Annotated in this window: 17 protein-coding genes and 1 pseudogene; 7 read left to right on the forward strand and 11 right to left on the reverse strand. The window is 53.4% G+C overall.

Annotated elements, in window-relative coordinates:
* Positions 1-121: 121 nt before the first annotated feature.
* Both dnaG and rpsU read right to left on the reverse strand, forming a co-directional pair.
* Positions 122-1867: a DNA primase gene (gene dnaG, locus CRI63_RS13120; RefSeq protein WP_000918810.1), complete on the reverse strand. Its 1746-nt coding sequence runs from the start codon at positions 1865-1867 to the stop codon at positions 122-124.
* Positions 1868-1978: 111 nt separating this feature from the next.
* Positions 1979-2194: a 30S ribosomal protein S21 gene (gene rpsU, locus CRI63_RS13125; protein ID WP_001144069.1), complete on the reverse strand. Its 216-nt coding sequence runs from the start codon at positions 2192-2194 to the stop codon at positions 1979-1981.
* A 237-nt stretch (positions 2195-2431) separates the two neighbouring features.
* Between rpsU and tsaD the strand changes: the two genes are divergently transcribed.
* On the forward strand, positions 2432-3445 hold the full coding sequence (tsaD, locus tag CRI63_RS13130) for a tRNA (adenosine(37)-N6)-threonylcarbamoyltransferase complex transferase subunit TsaD (RefSeq protein ID WP_001264352.1): 1014 nt from the start codon (positions 2432-2434) through the stop codon (positions 3443-3445).
* Between the two features lie 42 nt (positions 3446-3487).
* Here tsaD and ttdT read toward each other — a convergent pair whose 3' ends face one another.
* From ttdT to ttdA, 3 genes are read right to left on the reverse strand one after another with little or no spacing between them, the layout of a single operon-like run.
* Entirely contained in the window at positions 3488-4951 is a 1464-nt protein-coding gene (gene ttdT, locus CRI63_RS13135; RefSeq protein ID WP_135519731.1) for an L-tartrate/succinate antiporter, read from the reverse strand.
* Positions 4952-4999: 48 nt separating this feature from the next.
* Positions 5000-5605, reverse strand: a complete 606-nt coding sequence (ttdB, locus tag CRI63_RS13140; protein WP_000722957.1) for a L(+)-tartrate dehydratase subunit beta — start codon at positions 5603-5605, stop codon at positions 5000-5002.
* The gene (ttdA, locus tag CRI63_RS13145) at positions 5602-6513 is read right to left on the reverse strand and encodes a L(+)-tartrate dehydratase subunit alpha (RefSeq protein WP_135519733.1); all 912 of its coding nucleotides are present in this window, start codon (positions 6511-6513) and stop codon (positions 5602-5604) included. The genes ttdB and ttdA overlap by 4 nt, the downstream gene beginning before the upstream one ends.
* A gap of 207 nt (positions 6514-6720) precedes the next feature.
* Here ttdA and ttdR point away from each other — a divergent pair, with 207 nt between their 5' ends.
* Positions 6721-7653 carry an L-tartrate utilization transcriptional activator TtdR gene (ttdR, locus tag CRI63_RS13150; protein WP_135519735.1) on the forward strand — a complete coding sequence of 311 codons (933 nt, stop codon included), beginning with the start codon at positions 6721-6723 and terminating at the stop codon, positions 7651-7653.
* Positions 7654-7665: 12 nt separating this feature from the next.
* Here ttdR and plsY read toward each other — a convergent pair whose 3' ends face one another.
* Complete coding sequence (gene plsY, locus CRI63_RS13155; protein ID WP_130210442.1) at positions 7666-8283, reverse strand: glycerol-3-phosphate 1-O-acyltransferase PlsY; 618 nt, start codon at positions 8281-8283, stop codon at positions 7666-7668.
* A 104-nt stretch (positions 8284-8387) separates the two neighbouring features.
* On the opposite strand from plsY, the gene folB reads away from it, so the two are divergent.
* Both folB and bacA read left to right on the forward strand, forming a co-directional pair.
* A complete protein-coding gene (gene folB, locus CRI63_RS13160; RefSeq protein WP_001295541.1) occupies positions 8388-8756 on the forward strand; it encodes a bifunctional dihydroneopterin aldolase/7,8-dihydroneopterin epimerase in 369 nt (122 codons plus the stop codon).
* Positions 8757-8846: 90 nt separating this feature from the next.
* The gene (bacA, locus tag CRI63_RS13165) at positions 8847-9668 is read left to right on the forward strand and encodes an undecaprenyl-diphosphate phosphatase (RefSeq protein WP_001305111.1); all 822 of its coding nucleotides are present in this window, start codon (positions 8847-8849) and stop codon (positions 9666-9668) included.
* 180 nt (positions 9669-9848) lie between these two features.
* Here the strand turns inward: bacA and cca are convergent, their stop codons facing one another.
* Both cca and CRI63_RS13175 read right to left on the reverse strand, forming a co-directional pair.
* Entirely contained in the window at positions 9849-11087 is a 1239-nt protein-coding gene (cca, locus tag CRI63_RS13170; protein WP_135519737.1) for a fused tRNA nucleotidyltransferase/2',3'-cyclic phosphodiesterase/2' nucleotidase/phosphatase Cca, read from the reverse strand.
* Between the two features lie 63 nt (positions 11088-11150).
* Positions 11151-11771: a TIGR04211 family SH3 domain-containing protein gene (locus CRI63_RS13175; protein WP_130210468.1), complete on the reverse strand. Its 621-nt coding sequence runs from the start codon at positions 11769-11771 to the stop codon at positions 11151-11153.
* Between the two features lie 243 nt (positions 11772-12014).
* Here CRI63_RS13175 and ygiF point away from each other — a divergent pair, with 243 nt between their 5' ends.
* Genes ygiF through hldE form a run of 3 tightly spaced genes read left to right on the forward strand, consistent with a single transcriptional unit; the run spans position 12015 to position 17660 of the window.
* Positions 12015-13316 carry an inorganic triphosphatase gene (ygiF, locus tag CRI63_RS13180; protein ID WP_135519739.1) on the forward strand — a complete coding sequence of 434 codons (1302 nt, stop codon included), beginning with the start codon at positions 12015-12017 and terminating at the stop codon, positions 13314-13316.
* 22 nt (positions 13317-13338) lie between these two features.
* Positions 13339-16179, forward strand: coding sequence for a bifunctional [glutamate--ammonia ligase]-adenylyl-L-tyrosine phosphorylase/[glutamate--ammonia-ligase] adenylyltransferase (glnE, locus tag CRI63_RS13185; RefSeq protein ID WP_135519741.1), 2841 nt, complete (start codon positions 13339-13341; stop codon positions 16177-16179).
* Positions 16180-16226: 47 nt separating this feature from the next.
* Positions 16227-17660 carry a bifunctional D-glycero-beta-D-manno-heptose-7-phosphate kinase/D-glycero-beta-D-manno-heptose 1-phosphate adenylyltransferase HldE gene (hldE, locus tag CRI63_RS13190; protein ID WP_135519743.1) on the forward strand — a complete coding sequence of 478 codons (1434 nt, stop codon included), beginning with the start codon at positions 16227-16229 and terminating at the stop codon, positions 17658-17660.
* Between the two features lie 119 nt (positions 17661-17779).
* Here the strand turns inward: hldE and ibsE are convergent, their stop codons facing one another.
* The 3 genes and pseudogenes from ibsE to CRI63_RS13205 form a co-directional block, all read right to left on the reverse strand.
* Positions 17780-17839, reverse strand: a complete 60-nt coding sequence (gene ibsE / locus CRI63_RS13195) for a type I toxin-antitoxin system Ibs family toxin (RefSeq protein ID WP_001387082.1) — start codon at positions 17837-17839, stop codon at positions 17780-17782.
* Between the two features lie 314 nt (positions 17840-18153).
* Positions 18154-18213 (reverse strand): type I toxin-antitoxin system Ibs family toxin, encoded by a 60-nt coding sequence (locus CRI63_RS13200; protein ID WP_100733770.1) that lies wholly within the window; start codon positions 18211-18213, stop codon positions 18154-18156.
* A gap of 44 nt (positions 18214-18257) precedes the next feature.
* Positions 18258-18497, reverse strand: a pseudogene (locus CRI63_RS13205) (hypothetical protein); the annotation flags it as partial.

The raw sequence follows: 18497 nt of genomic DNA on the forward strand, positions 1-18497 counted from the left end.
GAAATCCAACGGCTGTTTACCGCCAACGATAATTACGAGGGCGTACTTATATATTTGCCGCTGCCTCTCAGTGCGGCTGTCGGGGGCTTCCCGATCGCTATTCGGCACTTAAGCCGTTAAATCACTTTTTCGCCAGTTCCTGGTTCAATGTCCAGAGTTCCAGGCGTTCTTCGTTGCTTAAACCATGCGTGCGCTCACGAGCGATTAACTCTTCCTGGCGCAGTTCAAGCAGCGAATCAAACATATGGTTGAGTGAGTCGGTGAAGGTTTGCTCAGCAATATTCTTATCTGCTATATCGTCCCACATCGACAGTTTTTCAAGGGTGGCAGCATTATTTGTACCACGATAGTGCTCTAAAAGTTGCCCGGTGGTCAGACCTGGCTGAGAGAGACAAGTGTTGACCAGTTCTCTGAATAAGCCAAGTCCAGGGAGCTTATTTTCATCCAGATTCTCAAGCGGCGGGACCAACGTCGCTAATTCTGGATTTTGCACCAGCAACCCTATAAGTATACGCATGGTCGTGCGTTTTAGCTGCGGAACAGGGCGAGAAACGCCGCTCTCTGCCGCTTTTGGCATTAATCGTTCAAGCTGGCTGTCATCAAGTATGCCTAACTTATTGCCTAATTCCTGACGAAGATATATTCGCAGCGTTTCGCCCGGCACCTGTGAAATCAGCGGTAGCGCCAGGGTACTTAAGCGCGCGCGTCCGTCAGGGGTACTCAGATCAACCTGCGGCATCAGGCTGTTAAACAGAAATGCGGAGAGTGGCATCGCCTGCTCCATCCGCGCTTCAAACGCCTCTTTACCTTCTTTGCGCACCAGCGTGTCAGGGTCTTCGCCATCAGGCAAAAACATAAAACGTAGCTGACGACCGTCTGTCATGTAAGGCAGCGCCGTTTCCAGCGCTCGCCAGGCGGCATCGCGACCTGCGCGGTCGCCGTCATAACAGCAAATGACATTGTTGGTTGCGCGGAATAACAGCTGTATGTGATCGGCAGTGGTTGACGTACCCAGTGACGCAACGGCGTAATTAATGCCATATTGCGCCAGCGCCACCACGTCCATATAGCCTTCGACCACAAGCAGACGATTGGGTTCAGCGTTATCCTGCTGCGCCTCATAAAGACCGTAAAGCTGGCGGCCTTTATGGAAAATGTCCGTTTCCGGCGAGTTCAGGTATTTGGGGGTATCGTTGCCCAGCACGCGCCCGCCAAACCCAATCACCCGACCGCGTTTATCGCGAATAGGGAACATCACCCGCTCGCGGAAACGATCGTAACTGCGACCCTGATCGTTAGTGACCAACATGCCCGCATCAATCAATGACTGACGATTTTCTGGATTGCCACCAAACCGTTTCAGGACGTTGTCCCAGCCGGGGGGCGCAAAACCAATCGCAAAGCGGGCGATAACCTCGTGGCTTAATCCGCGTTTTTCCAGATACTGGCGCGCAGACATAGCAACAGGTTGCTGTAAAGATTGTTGGTAAAACGTATTCAGACCGTCCATCAACTGATAAAGCGTTTGCCGTTGATGGCGCTCGATCTGGCTGGGGCCGCTGCCTGCTTCAAATGGCACTTCAAGATTGTGCATTGCAGCCAGCTCTTCGACCGTTTCGACGAACTCGAGCTTGTCGTAGTTCATCAGGAAGTCGATCGCGTTGCCGTGCGCGCCACATCCAAAGCAGTGGTAAAACTGTTTCTCACCGTTAACGGTGAATGACGGGGTTTTCTCGTTGTGGAATGGACAACACGCGTGAAAATTCTTGCCCTGCTTTTTCAGCTTCACACGGGCATCGATCAGATCGACGATGTCGGTGCGTGCCAGCAGATCATTAATGAATACGCGTGGGATTCGTCCAGCCATAGGCCCCGATTTTTAGCAATTCATAAACGAAAATAAGCCGCGCATTCCTTTCGGAAGCACGGGCCTTACAACTACAACTCGGTCTGATCGGAGAGCAACGCTCTCGGGGAATTAGTACAGACGAGTGCGGCGTGCGTTTTCGCGAGCCAGTTTCTTCGCGTGACGTTTCACTGCAGAAGCTTTAGCGCGCTTACGTTCGGTAGTCGGTTTTTCATAGAACTCACGACGACGAACTTCCGCCAGAACACCTGCTTTTTCGCAGGAACGCTTGAAGCGACGCAGAGCTACGTCGAACGGCTCGTTTTCACGTACTTTAATTACCGGCATGTGCCTCTCACCTTTGATTAATTCGGTTTGCCGCTGGCATCAACGCCAGCTTATTTCAAAATGGTGCGGAATTTTACTGCAATTGCTGCTGCTTTGTAAAGCACCGCGGCCTCTTTTGAAAGGGACTTTTATAAGGGTGGGGAGTATACACGAGGCTTTATCCAGGGGCGAACAAAGTTTTACATCAACCCGCATTGGTCCTACACTGCGCGGTAATAAAGCGAGGTAAAACAAGTCATGCGTGTACTGGGTATTGAAACTTCCTGCGATGAAACTGGCATCGCCATTTACGACGATGAAAAAGGTTTGTTAGCCAACCAATTGTATAGTCAGGTGAAATTGCACGCTGACTACGGCGGCGTCGTGCCTGAACTGGCTTCCCGCGATCACGTGCGTAAAACCGTACCGTTGATCCAGGCGGCGCTGAAGGAGTCTGGTTTAACGGCAAAAGACATTGACGCTGTGGCCTATACCGCAGGCCCTGGATTAGTCGGCGCGCTGCTGGTTGGCGCGACCGTGGGGCGTTCTCTGGCGTTTGCCTGGGACGTTCCGGCGATCCCGGTACACCATATGGAAGGGCATCTGTTAGCGCCGATGCTGGAAGATAACCCGCCAGAATTTCCGTTTGTCGCGCTGCTGGTTTCCGGCGGTCATACGCAGTTAATCAGCGTGACTGGCATTGGGCAGTACGAGCTGCTCGGCGAGTCTATTGATGATGCCGCCGGTGAAGCGTTTGATAAAACCGCGAAGCTGCTGGGGCTGGATTATCCTGGCGGACCGTTACTGTCGAAAATGGCGGCTCAGGGTACTGCCGGGCGCTTTGTTTTCCCGCGCCCGATGACCGACCGTCCGGGGCTGGATTTCAGCTTTTCTGGCCTGAAAACCTTCGCGGCGAATACCATTCGTGACAACGGCACCGACGACCAGACGCGTGCTGATATCGCCCGCGCTTTTGAAGATGCGGTGGTCGATACGCTGATGATTAAGTGTAAGCGAGCGCTGGATCAGACTGGCTTTAAGCGACTGGTCATGGCAGGCGGCGTGAGTGCTAACCGCACGCTGCGGGCGAAGCTGGCGGAAATGATGAAAAAGCGTCGTGGCGAAGTGTTCTACGCGCGTCCGGAATTTTGTACTGATAACGGCGCGATGATCGCCTATGCCGGAATGGTGCGGTTTAAAGCAGGCGCGACGGCGGATCTCGGCGTTAGCGTGCGTCCGCGCTGGCCGCTGGCAGAGTTACCGGCTGCGTAAAACTATCAGGTGCCGGAGAGCAATTTCCGGCACCGTCCTCACTTAAAGCAACACCACGGGCATCCACAGTAAGCCGGTAATCACCAGCAACACGAGGAATATCAGCCCAAAAATCGCCCCCAGTCGCCAGTAATCCACCGTTGGCAGATAACCACTACCGTAGTAAATCGGACTGGGTCCGGTGGCGTATGGTGTAAGAATGCTCCCCAGACCAATTGCCGCGCCAACCATCAGGCAGAACACCGACAGCGGGATTCCCGGCATCGCCAGCGCAGCGGCAATCATCATCGGTGCGAGAGCAGAGGTATACGCCGTAGCACTGGCAAAAAAGTAGCGCAGCAGATAAAAGACCACAATCAACGCCACCATCACCATCGTCGGCGAATAACCACTTAAGCTGCCTGCTAACAGTTTGCCAAACCAGCTAATAAAACCGGTGTTGTTGAGCCCGGTGGCAAGGGTGATGAGTGATGCCAGCCAGAAGAAAACGTTCCACGCCGCTTTATTACTGACAATATCGTCCCAGCAGATAATGCGCAGAAGCAGCATCAGTGCTACCACGCTGTAACCGACCATCGCGGCATCGATATAATCACCGCCGAAAATCCACAGCACCAGCGCGCCTACCATCAGCCCCAGCATCCGTTTTTCACGCGAACAGAGCGGGCCCATTGCCTGCAGTTCCGTCTCTGCCCAGCGCGGCACCTGATCGCCTGACTTCAGTACCGGCGGGTACAGCACGTAAGCCAGCCAGGGAACCAGCAGGACCAGTAAAATACTGAGCGGCAACATCCCGAGGAACCAGTCGCCCCAACTCAGCGTGGCGTGAGATGCGCTTTTCATCAGTCCAATTAACAGCAAGTTAGGAGCCATCGCCGTCAGGAAAATGGCGCTGGTCACGCAGTCGGCAACAATCCCCATCCACATGATGTACGAGCCAATACTGCGCGAACTGCTGTCGTTTGGTTGTGATTGATAGAGCGGCGGCAGGTTACGGATGATGGGATAGATAATCCCCGCACCACGCGCCGAGTTGGACGGTGTTACAGGTGCCAGGATCAGCTCGGAGAACATCACCGCATAGCCGAGAAACAGTGTGCGATGCCCCATCTTTTTCACCAGAATCAGCGCGATACGTCGCCCCAGCCCGGTTTTTTCATAGCCCGTACCAAACATAAAGGCGGCGAAAATCAGCCAGATAACCGAATTAGAAAAACCGGAAACCGCCCACGAGAGGGATTTTGCAGTGAATTTAAAGCCTGGCTGGGCGAGCTGCTCCGGGCTAAACAGCAGCCAGGGAGACAGTATGGCGATGATGGATATACCCACCATCGCCACCACGGCACCCGGCACGGGTTCGAGGATCAGCCCAACGATCACGCCAGTAAAAACGGCAAAGTAGAGCCAGGTATGACTCTCCAGCCCTGCGGGAACCGGAAGTAGAGCAATAATGGCGATGACCGCCAGCGGCGCAAGGTATCGCCACCATTCAGTGGAAGGTTTCATCGTGTTATGCCTGCGAAAAAGGAGAGGGGGCGAGCCTCTCCGGGAGGGTTATTTGATGTAATGGACGTGCTCGCAAATCTCTTCCACGATGGGATCGCGGCGTTCGGCGAACAGCTTTTTGTTTTCGGCTATCAGGTTGTTGCCGTGGGTATCAATAGAGACAATCAGCGGACCGAACTCTTTGACCCGACAGACCCACAGCGACTCTGGCATCCCGAGTTCTGTCCAGTGCACCTCTTCAATCTCTTCCACTTGAGTTGCCGCCAGCACCGCGCAGCCAGCCGGGAAAATCACATGTAGCGCCTTGAATTTCTGACAGCCTTCTTCGGTCAGCGGCCCCATTCCGCCTTTGCCGACCACCAGTTTCACACCGGTCTGCTCGATAAATTCACGTTCAAAACTTTCCATACGCATACTGGTTGTCGGGCCAACGGAAACCATCTCCCATTTGTCGCCGTTTTTGCGCACGATGGGGCCAGCGTGGAAAATCGCTTTGCCGTTGAGATCGTAAGGGATCGGACGTTTGAGTTCGATCAAGCGGCGGTGACAAACGTCACGGCAGGTCACCAGCGTACCGGTCAGGTAGATCACATCGCCGACGCGAATATCTTGCAGATCTTCAGCTTTGATCGGGGTTGTCAGGATCTTTTTCATAACGCGCTCCGGGTGTGAGACAGATTTTCAAAGGAGAGATCGGCATGAACCAGCAGCGTGCCGCGACGATGCGCCCAGCAGCCTGTAGAGACAGCAACGCCGATGGTTGACGGATGGCGGGCGGCAGATTCGATATGTACGCCCATCACTGAACTGTTGCCAGTCAGCCCCTGTGGACCAATCCCCAGACGGTTAAGTCCTTCCTCCAGGCGTAGCTCCAGCTCTGCCGCTTTTGGATTGGGATGGCGGCTGCCAATCGGGCGCAAAATGGCTTTACGCGAGAGCACTGCGGCGGTTTCCACCGAGGTGGCGATGCCCACGCCCACCAGTACTGGTGGACAGGCGTTTACGGCGAGGGTGGAGATATTTTCGAAGACGAATTTCACCACGCCTTCGTAGCCTTCTGACGGCATTAACACTTTCGAGCGGCCAGGTAGCGTGCAGCCGCCGCCTGCCATGTAAACTTCGATTTCCGCATCGTCGCCGTCGGGAATGATGTCCCAGGTAACCCACGGTACGCCGCTGCCGGTATTTTTGCCGGTGTTCACTTCGTCAAAAATTTCCACCGCGTTGTGACGCAGTGGCGCTTTGACGGTTGCTTCTTCCACAGCTTGCTTAAGAATGCTTTGCAGCTCGCCAAGCAGCGGGAAGCGGGAACCGACTTTAACGAAGAACATAATCTCCCCGGTGTCCTGACAGGCAGGACGATTCAGGTCGATCGCTTTTTGCATGTTATCGAACATCGTGTGGTAGATAATTTTCCCCATCGACGACGTTTCGGCATCCCTTAGCTGTTTTAGTTTATCCACCACGTCATCGGGCATTCGGGTAGAAATCATGGCGGTAAAGTTAGCGACAATATCCGTCAACTTATTCACTGCCTGTTGCTTATTACATTCGCTCATCATGGCAACTCCAGTTTATGTATTTGTCTGGAAAAATTCACCGCCACAAACTACCACTAAAAATGTGGTTTTATATTTTTGTGCCACCGTGAATATGTAATTAACAGTTCGTTAATCAACACGAAAATAAGAACGAATATTGCGCCAGAGCAGGGAATAGCAATGTTTTGCGAAATACACTGCGTTTATCAAAACTGCGGATATTTAACAATGCTAAATAGCTGGCCTTTAGCCAAAGACTTGCAGGTACTGGTGGAAATCGTCCATAGCGGGAGTTTTAGCGCCGCTGCGGCAACGCTTGGGCAAACGCCTGCATTTGTCACCAAGCGGATCCAAATCCTTGAAAATACGCTGGCAACCACACTGCTGAACCGCTCCGCTCGCGGCGTGGCGCTGACTGAAAGTGGTCAACGTTGTTACGAACATGCGCTGGAAATCCTCACCCAATATCAGCGACTGGTCGATGACGTCACGCAAATCAAAACGCGCCCGGAGGGGATGATTCGTATTGGTTGCAGCTTTGGTTTTGGGCGCAGCCATATTGCGCCAGCCATTACCGAACTGATGCGCAATTATCCTGAGTTACAGGTGCATTTTGAATTGTTCGATCGGCAAATTGATTTAGTGCAGGATAATATTGATCTGGATATTCGTATTAATGACGAAATTCCTGATTATTATATTGCGCATCTTTTGACAAAAAATAGAAGAATATTATGCGCCGCACCTGAGTATCTGAAAAAATATTCCCAGCCACAATCATTACAGGAATTAAGTCGCCATGACTGTCTGGTGACTAAAGAGCGTGACATGACCCACGGAATATGGGAGTTAGGGAACGGCCAGGGGAAAAAATCGGTGAAGGTTAGTGGGCATCTTTCCTCCAACAGCGGCGAGATTGTGCTGCAATGGGCGCTGGAGGGCAAAGGGATAATGCTGCGTTCCGAGTGGGATGTTTTGCCGTTTCTGGAGAGTGGTAAACTGGTGCGAGTATTGCCGGAGTATGCGCAAAGCGCCAATATCTGGGCTGTTTACCGGGAGCCGCTCTATCGCAGCATGAAATTACGTGTCTGCGTGGAATTTCTGGCGGCATGGTGCCAGCAACGGCTGGGCAAGCCCGACGAAGGCTATCAGGTTATGTAGACTCGCGAGAAATCACTCGGGATCCTTTTCGCGCTTTCTTTTAAATTTCGTCCAGATTTTTGTCTCCTGGTGACGCCACAGACGCTGGATGTTGTCATGATGACGCAGCAGGATCAGGCAAGAGAGCATCGAAACCGGGAAGGTGAATTGTGGCTTGAACCACCAGACATAAAACGGAGCAATCAGCGCGCTGACAATCGCCCCCAGCGACGAATATCCACTCAATAGCACGGTAAGCAGCCAGGTCCCCGCCATCACGCCCGTTAAATCCCAGCCGATCGGAGCAATAGCGCCAAAAGCGGTGGCAACGCCTTTTCCCCCTTTAAAACCGAAGAAAACGGGCCAGATGTGTCCAAGACAGGCGGCAATCGCAATTAATCCCAGCCAAAATGGGCTGACGCCTAATTCATATGCTCCCCAGACAGGCAACATACCTTTTAGGACGTCAAAGATCAGCACTGCTACGGCTGCCCCTTTGCCACCCATGCGTAAAACGTTGGTCGCGCCAGGATTACCGGAGCCGCTGGTTCGCGGGTCGGGCAAGCCACAAAGGCGGCAAACCAGAATGGCACTGGAAATGGAGCCGCAGAGGTACGCGATGAGGATCATTCCAGGCGCGATTGCACTCATAAGCTGTTCCGTTTTGAAAATTCGTGTTCAACGATGAATCTGTGGATAATACGCACATTTCGCCGGAAGTGGTATCCGGTTAGCCAAAAAGCAGGCAGGACGTGATGGATATTGTATTTATAGAGCAACTTTCGGTAATCACCACTATTGGTGTTTACGACTGGGAACAGACCATCGAACAGAAGCTGGTGTTCGATATCGAAATGGCGTGGGATAACCGTAAAGCGGCGAAAAGTGATGATGTGGCGGATTGCCTCAGTTACGCTGACATTGCAGAAACGGTGGTCAGCCACGTCGAGGGGGCGCGTTTTGCGCTGGTGGAACGTGTGGCGGAAGAGGTGGCGGAGCTGCTGTTAGCACGCTTCAACTCGCCGTGGGTTCGCATCAAACTCAGCAAGCCAGGCGCAGTGGCGCGGGCGGCGAATGTTGGCGTAATCATTGAGCGTGGCAATAATCTGAAAGAAAATAATTAATTTTACAGCTGTTAAACCAAACGGTTATAACCTGGTCATACTGCAGTAGTTCGGACAAGCGGTACATTTTAATAATTTAGGGGTTTATTGATGAGCGATATGCACTCGCTGCTGATAGCGGCAATATTGGGTGTGGTCGAAGGATTGACAGAATTTCTGCCGGTATCCAGCACGGGCCATATGATTATTGTCGGTCACTTGTTGGGGTTTGAGGGCGACACGGCGAAAACCTTTGAAGTCGTGATCCAGTTAGGATCAATTCTGGCGGTAGTAGTGATGTTCTGGCGGCGTCTGTTTGGTCTGATTGGCATTCACTTTGGACGCCCGTTGCAGCACGAAGGAGAAAGCAAAGGTCGTTTAACGCTGATCCACATTTTGCTGGGGATGATTCCGGCGGTGGTACTGGGGCTGTTGTTCCACGACACGATTAAGTCATTGTTTAACCCGATAAATGTCATGTATGCGCTGGTTGTCGGCGGTTTGTTGCTGATTGCCGCCGAATGCCTGAAGCCGAAAGAGCCGCGTGCGCCGGGTCTGGATGATATGACCTATCGCCAGGCGTTTATGATTGGCTGCTTCCAGTGTCTGGCGCTGTGGCCAGGATTCTCTCGCTCCGGGGCGACCATTTCAGGTGGGATGCTGATGGGGGTGAGCCGTTACGCGGCTTCTGAGTTCTCGTTCCTGCTGGCGGTGCCGATGATGATGGGCGCAACGGCGCTTGATCTCTACAAAAGCTGGGGCTTCCTGACAACCGGCGATATCCCGATGTTTGCCGTTGGGTTTATCACTGCCTTCGTAGTGGCGCTGATAGCGATTAAAACCTTCCTGCAATTGATTAAGCGGATTTCGTTTATCCCATTCGCCATTTATCGCTTTATTGTGGCGGCTGCGGTGTACGTCGTATTCTTTTGATGTGAAGAATAGTGTCGGATGCCTGGAATTGTCCACGATTGCGTAGGCCGGATAAGGCGTCACGCCACATCCGGCAATCAACGCCTGATGCGACGCTCGCGCGTCTTATCAGGCCTACAACCGTCGTTGACATGTAGCCGGATAAGGCGTTCACGTCGCATCCGGCAAAATGCCCAACACTCACTCAGGCTTTGGGCAACGTTGTTCCTTCCAGCTGGCAACCGCTGCAATCCGGCGGCGAGTCAGCTCTTCGCGAATCTCTACACCTTTAAATCCTGCTTCAACGACGGCTTTTGTTGGCACTGACTGCGCCACTTCCCAGGCTTCGCGCAACCAGCGGCCTTGCGGGTAGTCCGCCGATTCAAAACCGGTTCTGCCGCGCACGTCAGCTTCGCTGGTCAGCGCCAGTTGCTCAACACGCTGCGGTTTACGCCAGGCATCAATGGAATCAAATAATTTAACGATGGTTTTCGGGTTCAGCATCGGGAAGGTGTGAATGAGATCGTGAAACTCAGCCACCAGTTTGGCTAAATCGCGAATTTCATTTGGCACGCGCAGACGCTGGCATAGTTGTTCCACCAACTTAACACCTGCCGGGCCATGTCCATGATGACGTGGCCAAAGCTCTGGCGGCGTCAGTCCTTTACCGAGATCGTGGCATAACGTCGCGAAACGCACATCGACCTGTTGGCTCAGCATCGCCGCCATGGAGAGCGTCATTAAGGTATGAATCCCGGTGTCGATTTCCGGATGCCATTTGGCGGGGGCCGGAACGCCGAACAGGGCGTCAATTTCCGGGAATAAAACGCGCAGTGCGCCGCAATCGCGCAGCACCTGGAAGAACACTTGTGGATTGCGGGTGGTGAGGGCGCTTTCCGTCTCTTTCCACACTCGTTCAGGCGTCAGGTGTTCCAGTTCGCCCGCGTGAGTCATCTCGCGCATCAGCGCCAGGGTTTCATCAGCAATACGAAAACTGAGGTGGGCATAACGCGCAGCAAAACGCGCCACGCGCAGCACGCGTAGCGGATCCTCGCCAAAAGCGGGGGAAACATGGCGTAACAGACGATTTTGCAGATCGCCCAGACCGTTGTACGGGTCGATAATCTCGCCGTCATCGTCCTGGGCCAGCGCATTAATGGTCAGATCGCGACGCTTAAGATCATCTTCCAGCGTGACATCCGGTGCGGCATAGCAGGTAAAACCGGTGTAACCGGAGCCGGATTTCCGTTCGGTACGTGCCAGCGCATACTCTTCATGCGTTTGCGGATGCAGAAAAACAGGAAAATCGCGGCCTACCTGCTGGTAGCCCGCGTCGAGCATCTCCTGTGGCGTGCTGCCGACAACCACCCAATCTCTGTCTTTGACCGGTAGCCCTAACAATGCATCCCGTACCGCACCACCGACCAGATAAATCTTCACGCCATCTTCCCTTCGTCAAATACACAATTCCTAATAATAAGACAGTGCAACGAAGAAGGCGATTTAGTTCATCCAGCGATCTTTGCGTTTGCGCGTTGGGATCAGGTGCGGTAATACCAGTCCGAGCAGCAATCCAAGACCCAGCACGCCGCCGCCATACATAAACCATTGCATGATGATGGTGCGCTGTTTGTCATCTAACTGCACGCTGGCGGCATCGACCTTTTTCTGTGCGACAATCAGTTCGTTTTTCAGCTTCTGATTTTCTTCTTTTAACCCGTTGATCACGCTGTCACTTTGCGCCACTTTTTGCTGCATTTCTGCAGTGCGCTGATTCCAGGTGTTATCAATATTGGTGAGCTTATCGGTCAGCGTTTTGACCTGATTTTCCAGCACCGGTACACGAGTGCGCAGGCTTGGCTCGGTATTAAGTTCTTTTAACGGGATCCAGGCGGTACGGCCGGAGCTGTCTTTCACCTGGGCATAATTGGTGTTGGCGTCAGTTTGTAATAAGGTTACTTCCTCGCCCGCGTTAACTGTGCCCACGAGGCGATAATTATCCCCCGGACCGCTGCGGACCCAGGTGTTCAGTTCGTCAGAAACATAGCGCTTTTCTTCGGCGTGCGAGACGGCAGTGGCGCTAAGTGCAAGTATAGTTAATCCGATCAGGCGTAATTTTGGCATCAGGCTGTCGTTATTGTCTGGGAAAAGTGGAACGATAGTAGTGGCATCAGTGTCGCTACGCAAAGCATTCGCTATCAATCGGAATCCTCTGTGTCAGGTCTTGCCACAGCTTCAATCTTTTACGCCCGTCAAATTGCCCGTTGCATGGCAATTTGGCGCAAAATACTATCTACTGACAAAAAAGATCGCATTAAGTTCGCCGTTCATCGTCACTAATGTGACATAACCGGATAAGTAAAGGCCATGGCTCAGGAAATCGAATTAAAGTTTATTGTTAATCACAGTGCCGTTGAGGCGTTGCGTGACCATCTCAATACGCTGGGCGGCGAGCACCATGACCCCGTGCAGTTGCTGAATATTTACTACGAAACGCCGGATAACTGGCTGCGTGGGCACGATATGGGCTTGCGTATTCGTGGCGAAAATGGTCGCTATGAAATGACGATGAAAGTCGCCGGGCGAGTGACTGGCGGTTTACACCAGCGCCCGGAATATAACGTGGCGTTGAGCGAACCGACGCTCGACCTGGCGCAGTTGCCGACGGAAGTCTGGCCGAACGGCGAGTTACCTGCCGATCTCGCTTCCCGCGTACAACCGCTGTTCAGCACCGATTTTTATCGCGAAAAATGGCTGGTGGAGATCGATGGCAGTCAGATTGAAATCGCCCTCGATCAGGGCGAGGTGAAAGCCAGAGAATTTGCTGAACCTATCTGCGAGCTGGAACTGGAACTACTTAGCGGCGAAACGCGCGCGGTGCTGAAACTGGCAAACCAACTGGTATCGCAAACTGGTTTACGCCAGGGCAGCCTGAGCAAGGCGGCGCGTGGCTATCATCTGGCGCAGGGAAATCCCGCGCGTGAAATCAAACCCACCACCATTTTGCATGTTGCGGCAAAAGCCGATGTGGAACAGGGGCTGGAAGCGGCGCTCGAGCTGGCGTTAGCACAATGGCAGTACCATGAAGAGTTGTGGATACGCGGCAACGAGGCGGCGAAAGAGCAGGTGCTGGCAGCAATCGGCCTGGTTCGCCATACTCTGATGCTGTTCGGCGGTATCGTGCCGCGTAAAGCGAGCACTCACTTACGTGATCTGCTTACTCAATGCGAGGCGACCATTGCTTCTGCGGTTTCTGCCGTGACGGCGGTCTATTCTACCGAAACGGCAATGGCGAAACTGGCGTTGACCGAATGGCTGGTAAGCAAAGCCTGGCAGCCGTTTTTAGATGCCAAAGCGCAGGGCAAAATCAGCGATTCCTTCAAACGCTTTGCCGATATCCATCTTTCCCGCCATGCCGCTGAACTGAAAAGCGTTTTTTGCCAGCCGCTGGGCGATCGCTACCGTGACCAGTTGCCACGCCTGACACGTGACATTGACTCAATACTGTTGCTGGCGGGTTACTACGATCCTGTCGTCGCGCAAGCCTGGCTAGAGAACTGGCAGGGGCTGCATCACGCTATTGCGACCGGGCAACGCATTGAAATTGAACATTTCCGTAATGAGGCAAACAATCAGGAACCGTTCTGGTTGCATAGCGGAAAACGTTAATCAGGCAAGGATAAAATCGCTTATGAAGCCGCTCTCTTCACCGTTACAGCAGTACTGGCAGACCGTTGTTGAACGGCTGCCAGCGCCTTTAGCCGAGGAATTACTTAGCGCACAGGCGAAGTCAGTACTTACTTTTAGTGATTTTGTGCAGGATAGCGTAATTGCGCATCCAGAGTGGCTGACGGAGTTGGAAAGCGAGCCGCCACAAGCCGATGAATGGCAGTATTACGGCGAGTGGTTACAGGAGGCGCTCAGTAACGTGAGTGACGAGGCTGGGTTAATGCGTGAACTGCGGCTGTTCCGGCGGCGCATTATGGTACGTATCGCCTGGGCGCAAACGCTGGCACTGGTTACTGAAGAGAGCATATTGCAGCAGCTCAGCCATCTCGCTGAGACGCTGATTGTCGCGGCGCGTGACTGGTTGTATGACGCATGCTGCCGCGAGTGGGGAACGCCATGTAATGCGCAGGGCGAAGCGCAACCGCTGCTGATTTTAGGCATGGGTAAGCTGGGTGGCGGGGAACTGAATTTCTCCTCAGATATCGATCTGATTTTTGCCTGGCCGGAACATGGTTGTACGCAGGGCGGACGCCGGGAACTGGACAACGCTCAGTTCTTTACCCGCATGGGGCAGCGGTTGATTAAAGTGCTGGATCAACCAACGCAAGATGGCTTTGTCTATCGCGTAGATATGCGGCTGCGTCCGTTTGGCGAAAGTGGCCCGCTGGTGCTGAGCTTTGCGGCACTGGAAGATTATTACCAGGAGCAGGGGCGCGACTGGGAGCGTTACGCGATGGTCAAGGCGCGGATTATGGGCGATAGCGAAGGCGTCTATGCTAACGAGTTGCGTGCGATGCTGCGCCCGTTTGTTTTCCGTCGTTACATCGATTTCAGCGTGATTCAGTCGCTGCGCAACATGAAAGGGATGATTGCCCGTGAAGTGCGTCGGCGCGGTTTGACCGACAACATCAAACTTGGCGCAGGCGGCATTCGCGAAATTGAATTTATCGTCCAGGTGTTCCAGCTCATTCGCGGCGGGCGTGAACCGTCGCTGCAATCGCGCTCTTTACTGCCAACGCTCAGCGCCATTTCCGCGCTGCATCTGCTTTCTGAAAACGATGCTGAACAATTGCGAGTGGCGTATCTGTTCCTGCGGCGTCTGGAAAACCTGCTGCAAAGCATTAACGACGAACAAACCCAGACGCTTCCTTCTGATGAGCTTAACCGTGCGCGGCTGGCGTGGGCGATGGACTTTGCTGACTGGCCGCAATTGACCGGGGCGCTGACCGGACATATGACCAATGTGCGCCGGGTGTTTAACGAATTGATTGGCGACGACGAAAGCGAAACACAGGAAGAGTCTCTGTCGGAACAGTGGCGTGAGCTGTGGCAGGATGCGTTGCAGGAAGATGACACTACACCAGTACTGGCGCATCTTAGCGAGGACGATCGCAAACAGGTGCTGACGCTGATTGCCGATTTTCGCAAAGAGCTGGATAAGCGTACCATCGGGCCGCGCGGGCGTCAGGTGCTCGACCATCTGATGCCGCATCTGCTAAGTGATGTCTGTGCGCGTGAAGACGCTGCTGTCACGCTGTCGCGCATTACCGCCTTGCTGGTGGGGATTGTTACTCGCACCACTTATCTTGAGCTGCTTAGTGAATTCCCTGCGGCGCTTAAACATTTGATTTCTCTGTGTGCTGCATCGCCGATGATTGCCAGCCAGCTAGCGCGTTATCCATTATTGCTGGACGAACTGCTCGATCCAAATACCCTTTACCAACCAACGGCGACGGATGCCTACCGTGATGAACTGCGCCAGTATTTGCTGCGTGTGCCGGAAGATGACGAAGAACAACAGCTTGAGGCGCTGCGTCAGTTCAAACAGGCGCAACTGTTACGTATTGCGGCAGCGGATATCGCCGGTACGCTACCGGTAATGAAAGTGAGCGATCACTTAACCTGGCTGGCGGAGGCTATGATAGATGCCGTCGTTCAGCAGGCGTGGGTTCAAATGGTTGTCCGCTACGGTAAGCCAAATCACCTGAACGAACGCGAAGGGCGTGGTTTTGCGGTGGTCGGCTACGGCAAGCTGGGCGGCTGGGAGTTAGGCTACAGTTCCGATCTTGACCTGATCTTCCTCCATGATTGCCCAATGGATGCGATGACTGACGGCGAGCGGGAAATCGACGGGCGACAGTTTTATCTGCGTCTGGCGCAACGCATTATGCATCTGTTCAGTACGCGAACCTCTTCCGGCATTTTGTATGAAGTGGATGCACGGTTGCGTCCGTCCGGGGCGGCGGGAATGCTGGTGACATCCGCAGAAGCGTTTGCCGATTATCAGAGAAACGAGGCCTGGACGTGGGAACATCAGGCGCTGGTACGTGCTCGCGTGGTATATGGCGATCCACAATTGACCGCTCAATTTGACGCAGTACGCCGGGAGATTATGACGCTGCCGCGTGAAGGTCAAACTCTGCAAACGGAAGTGCGGGAAATGCGCGAGAAAATGCGTGCTCATCTCGGCAATAAACATCGCGATCGCTTTGATATCAAAGCCGATGAAGGCGGAATTACCGATATCGAATTTATTACCCAATATCTGGTGTTGCGCTACGCCCATGAAAAACCGAAGTTAACGCGCTGGTCAGACAACGTGCGCATTCTGGAACTGCTGGCGCAAAACGACATTATGGAAGAGCAGGAAGCGATGGCGCTGACCCGTGCTTACACGACGCTGCGCGATGAACTTCATCATCTGGCATTACAGGAATTGCCGGGCCATGTGCCGGAGGATTACTTTACCGCAGAGCGTGAACTGGTGCGGGCAAGCTGGCAGAAGTGGCTGGTGGAGGAATGAAATATGGTATTATCGCGCGCAAATTTTGAATCTCTCAGGAGACAGGAATGAAAGTAACGCTGCCAGAGTTTGAACGTGCAGGAGTGATGGTGGTTGGTGATGTAATGCTGGATCGTTACTGGTACGGTCCCACCAGCCGTATCTCGCCGGAAGCGCCAGTACCCGTGGTTAAAGTGAATACCATCGAAGAACGTCCGGGCGGCGCGGCCAACGTGGCGATGAACATCGCTTCTCTCGGTGCAAACGCACGCCTGGTGGGGCTGACAGGTATTGATGATGCGGCGCGCGCGCTCAGTAAATCGCTGGCGGACGTGAACGTAAAATGCGACTTCGTTTCTGTGCCGACGCATCCGACCATCACCAAACTGCGGGTGCTTTCTCGTAACCAACAGTTGATCCGCCTGGATTTCGAAGAAGGTTTCGAAGGTGTTGATCCGCAGCCGCTGCATGAGCGGATTAATCAGGCTCTCGGTACGATTGGCGCGCTGGTGCTTTCTGACTATGCGAAAGGTGCGTTGGCAAGCGTACAGCAGATGATCCAACTGGCGCGTAAAGCGGGCGTTCCAGTGCTGATTGATCCAAAAGGCACCGATTTTGAACGCTACCGCGGCGCTACGCTGTTAACGCCTAATCTCTCGGAATTTGAAGCTGTTGTTGGTAAATGTAAAACCGAAGAAGAGATTGTTGAACGCGGCATGAAACTGATTGCCGACTACGAACTCTCTGCGCTGCTGGTAACCCGTTCCGAGCAAGGGATGACGCTGCTGCAACCGGGTAAAGAGCCGCTGCATATGCCAACTCAGGCGCAAGAAGTCTATGACGTTACCGGTGCAGGCGACACGGTGATTGGCGTGCTTGCGGCAACGCTGGCAGCGGGTAATTTGCTGGAAGAAGCCTGCTTCTTTGCCAATGCGGCGGCTGGTGTGGTGGTCGGCAAACTGGGGACATCCACGGTTTCGCCGATCGAGCTGGAAAACGCAGTACGTGGACGTGCAGATACCGGCTTTGGTGTGATGACCGAAGATGAGCTGAAGCTGGCTGTAGCGGCGGCGCGTAAACGTGGCGAAAAAGTAGTGATGACCAACGGTGTCTTCGACATTCTCCACGCCGGGCATGTCTCTTATCTGGCAAATGCCCGCAAGCTGGGTGACCGCTTGATTGTCGCCGTGAACAGCGATGCCTCCACCAAACGCCTGAAAGGGGATTCTCGCCCGGTTAACCCGCTCGAACAGCGTATGATTGTGCTGGGCGCACTGGAAGCGGTCGACTGGGTGGTGTCGTTTGAAGAGGACACGCCGCAGCGCCTGATCGCCGGGATCCTGCCAGATCTGCTGGTAAAAGGAGGCGACTATAAACCAGAAGAGATTGCCGGGAGTAAAGAAGTCTGGGCCAACGGCGGCGAAGTGCTGGTGCTCAACTTTGAAGACGGTTGCTCGACGACCAACATCATCAAGAAGATCCAACAGGATAAAAAAGGCTAACCGGAAAGCGGTTCACAAATCTCGCTTCGTGCCAGGTAGACCTATTGACGCTGTTGTTTTTTCAACCTAAAGTAAAGGAACAAGGGTAAGGGAGGATTTCTCCCCCCTCTGATGAGTTGTTAGTAAGTCGGGAAACTTAACAGTAACAACACAACCAGTATGATGACGAACTTCATCATAACCCTTTCCTTCTATAAGGCCCCTTCCTCGGGAGGGGCTTTCCCGTTTCAGCCCCTTGCTGACTCCCCGATTGTTGATTAGCGCCGGACCCCGCGCAACGCTTTCCCTGATGCAGTTTTCTCTTCCCCGAGTCGACTCGCAAAACGCTGCAACAGCCTGATCATTTGCACTTTTTAGCGGAATGCAGATATAAAAAATCCCCGGCTTTTGGGCCAGGGATATGCGTTAATGAAACCTTCTTGACGCTGATTTTTTTCAACCTAAAGTAAAGGAACAAGGGTGAGGGAGGATTTCTCCCCCCTCTGATTGGCTGTTAGTAAGCGTGGAAACTTATCAGTAACAACACAATCAGTATGATGACGAACTTCATCATAACCCTTTCCTTCTATAAGGCCCCTTCTTCGGGAGCAATGCCGTTCACTTAAGCGGAGCGGTGCTGCGTTTCACCGGATAACGGGTTTTTGATATCTTAACTGCCCTCGGCCTTGATGGTCGGGGGCGTTTTGTTATGAACACCGCTTCCAGAGCCCCCCGCAGATGCTCCAGTCGTTTCGGGATGGTCCCCGGTGATGCCGTATTTCCCAGCACTATCATTTCTGTCGCGATAAACTGGAACGCGAACTTAAAGCTGANNATCTGACGATGTACAGCTACGTA

The sequence above is a fragment of the Escherichia sp. E2661 genome (assembly GCF_004745185.1).
Classification (GTDB): Bacteria; Pseudomonadota; Gammaproteobacteria; order Enterobacterales; family Enterobacteriaceae; genus Escherichia.

What these genes read in the sequence shown, in the direction of transcription:
- dnaG (WP_000918810.1), bottom strand. Translation starts at nt 1,867, where the DNA reads ATGGCTGGACGAATCCCACGCGTATTCATTAATGATCTGCTGGCACGC.
- rpsU (WP_001144069.1), bottom strand. Translation starts at nt 2,194, where the DNA reads ATGCCGGTAATTAAAGTACGTGAAAACGAGCCGTTCGACGTAGCTCTG.
- tsaD (WP_001264352.1), top strand. Translation starts at nt 2,432, where the DNA reads ATGCGTGTACTGGGTATTGAAACTTCCTGCGATGAAACTGGCATCGCC.
- ttdT (WP_135519731.1), bottom strand. Translation starts at nt 4,951, where the DNA reads ATGAAACCTTCCACTGAATGGTGGCGATACCTTGCGCCGCTGGCGGTC.
- ttdB (WP_000722957.1), bottom strand. Translation starts at nt 5,605, where the DNA reads ATGAAAAAGATCCTGACAACCCCGATCAAAGCTGAAGATCTGCAAGAT.
- ttdA (WP_135519733.1), bottom strand. Translation starts at nt 6,513, where the DNA reads ATGATGAGCGAATGTAATAAGCAACAGGCAGTGAATAAGTTGACGGAT.
- ttdR (WP_135519735.1), top strand. Translation starts at nt 6,721, where the DNA reads ATGCTAAATAGCTGGCCTTTAGCCAAAGACTTGCAGGTACTGGTGGAA.
- plsY (WP_130210442.1), bottom strand. Translation starts at nt 8,283, where the DNA reads ATGAGTGCAATCGCGCCTGGAATGATCCTCATCGCGTACCTCTGCGGC.
- folB (WP_001295541.1), top strand. Translation starts at nt 8,388, where the DNA reads ATGGATATTGTATTTATAGAGCAACTTTCGGTAATCACCACTATTGGT.
- bacA (WP_001305111.1), top strand. Translation starts at nt 8,847, where the DNA reads ATGAGCGATATGCACTCGCTGCTGATAGCGGCAATATTGGGTGTGGTC.
- CRI63_RS13175 (WP_130210468.1), bottom strand. Translation starts at nt 11,771, where the DNA reads ATGCCAAAATTACGCCTGATCGGATTAACTATACTTGCACTTAGCGCC.
- ygiF (WP_135519739.1), top strand. Translation starts at nt 12,015, where the DNA reads ATGGCTCAGGAAATCGAATTAAAGTTTATTGTTAATCACAGTGCCGTT.
- glnE (WP_135519741.1), top strand. Translation starts at nt 13,339, where the DNA reads ATGAAGCCGCTCTCTTCACCGTTACAGCAGTACTGGCAGACCGTTGTT.
- hldE (WP_135519743.1), top strand. Translation starts at nt 16,227, where the DNA reads ATGAAAGTAACGCTGCCAGAGTTTGAACGTGCAGGAGTGATGGTGGTT.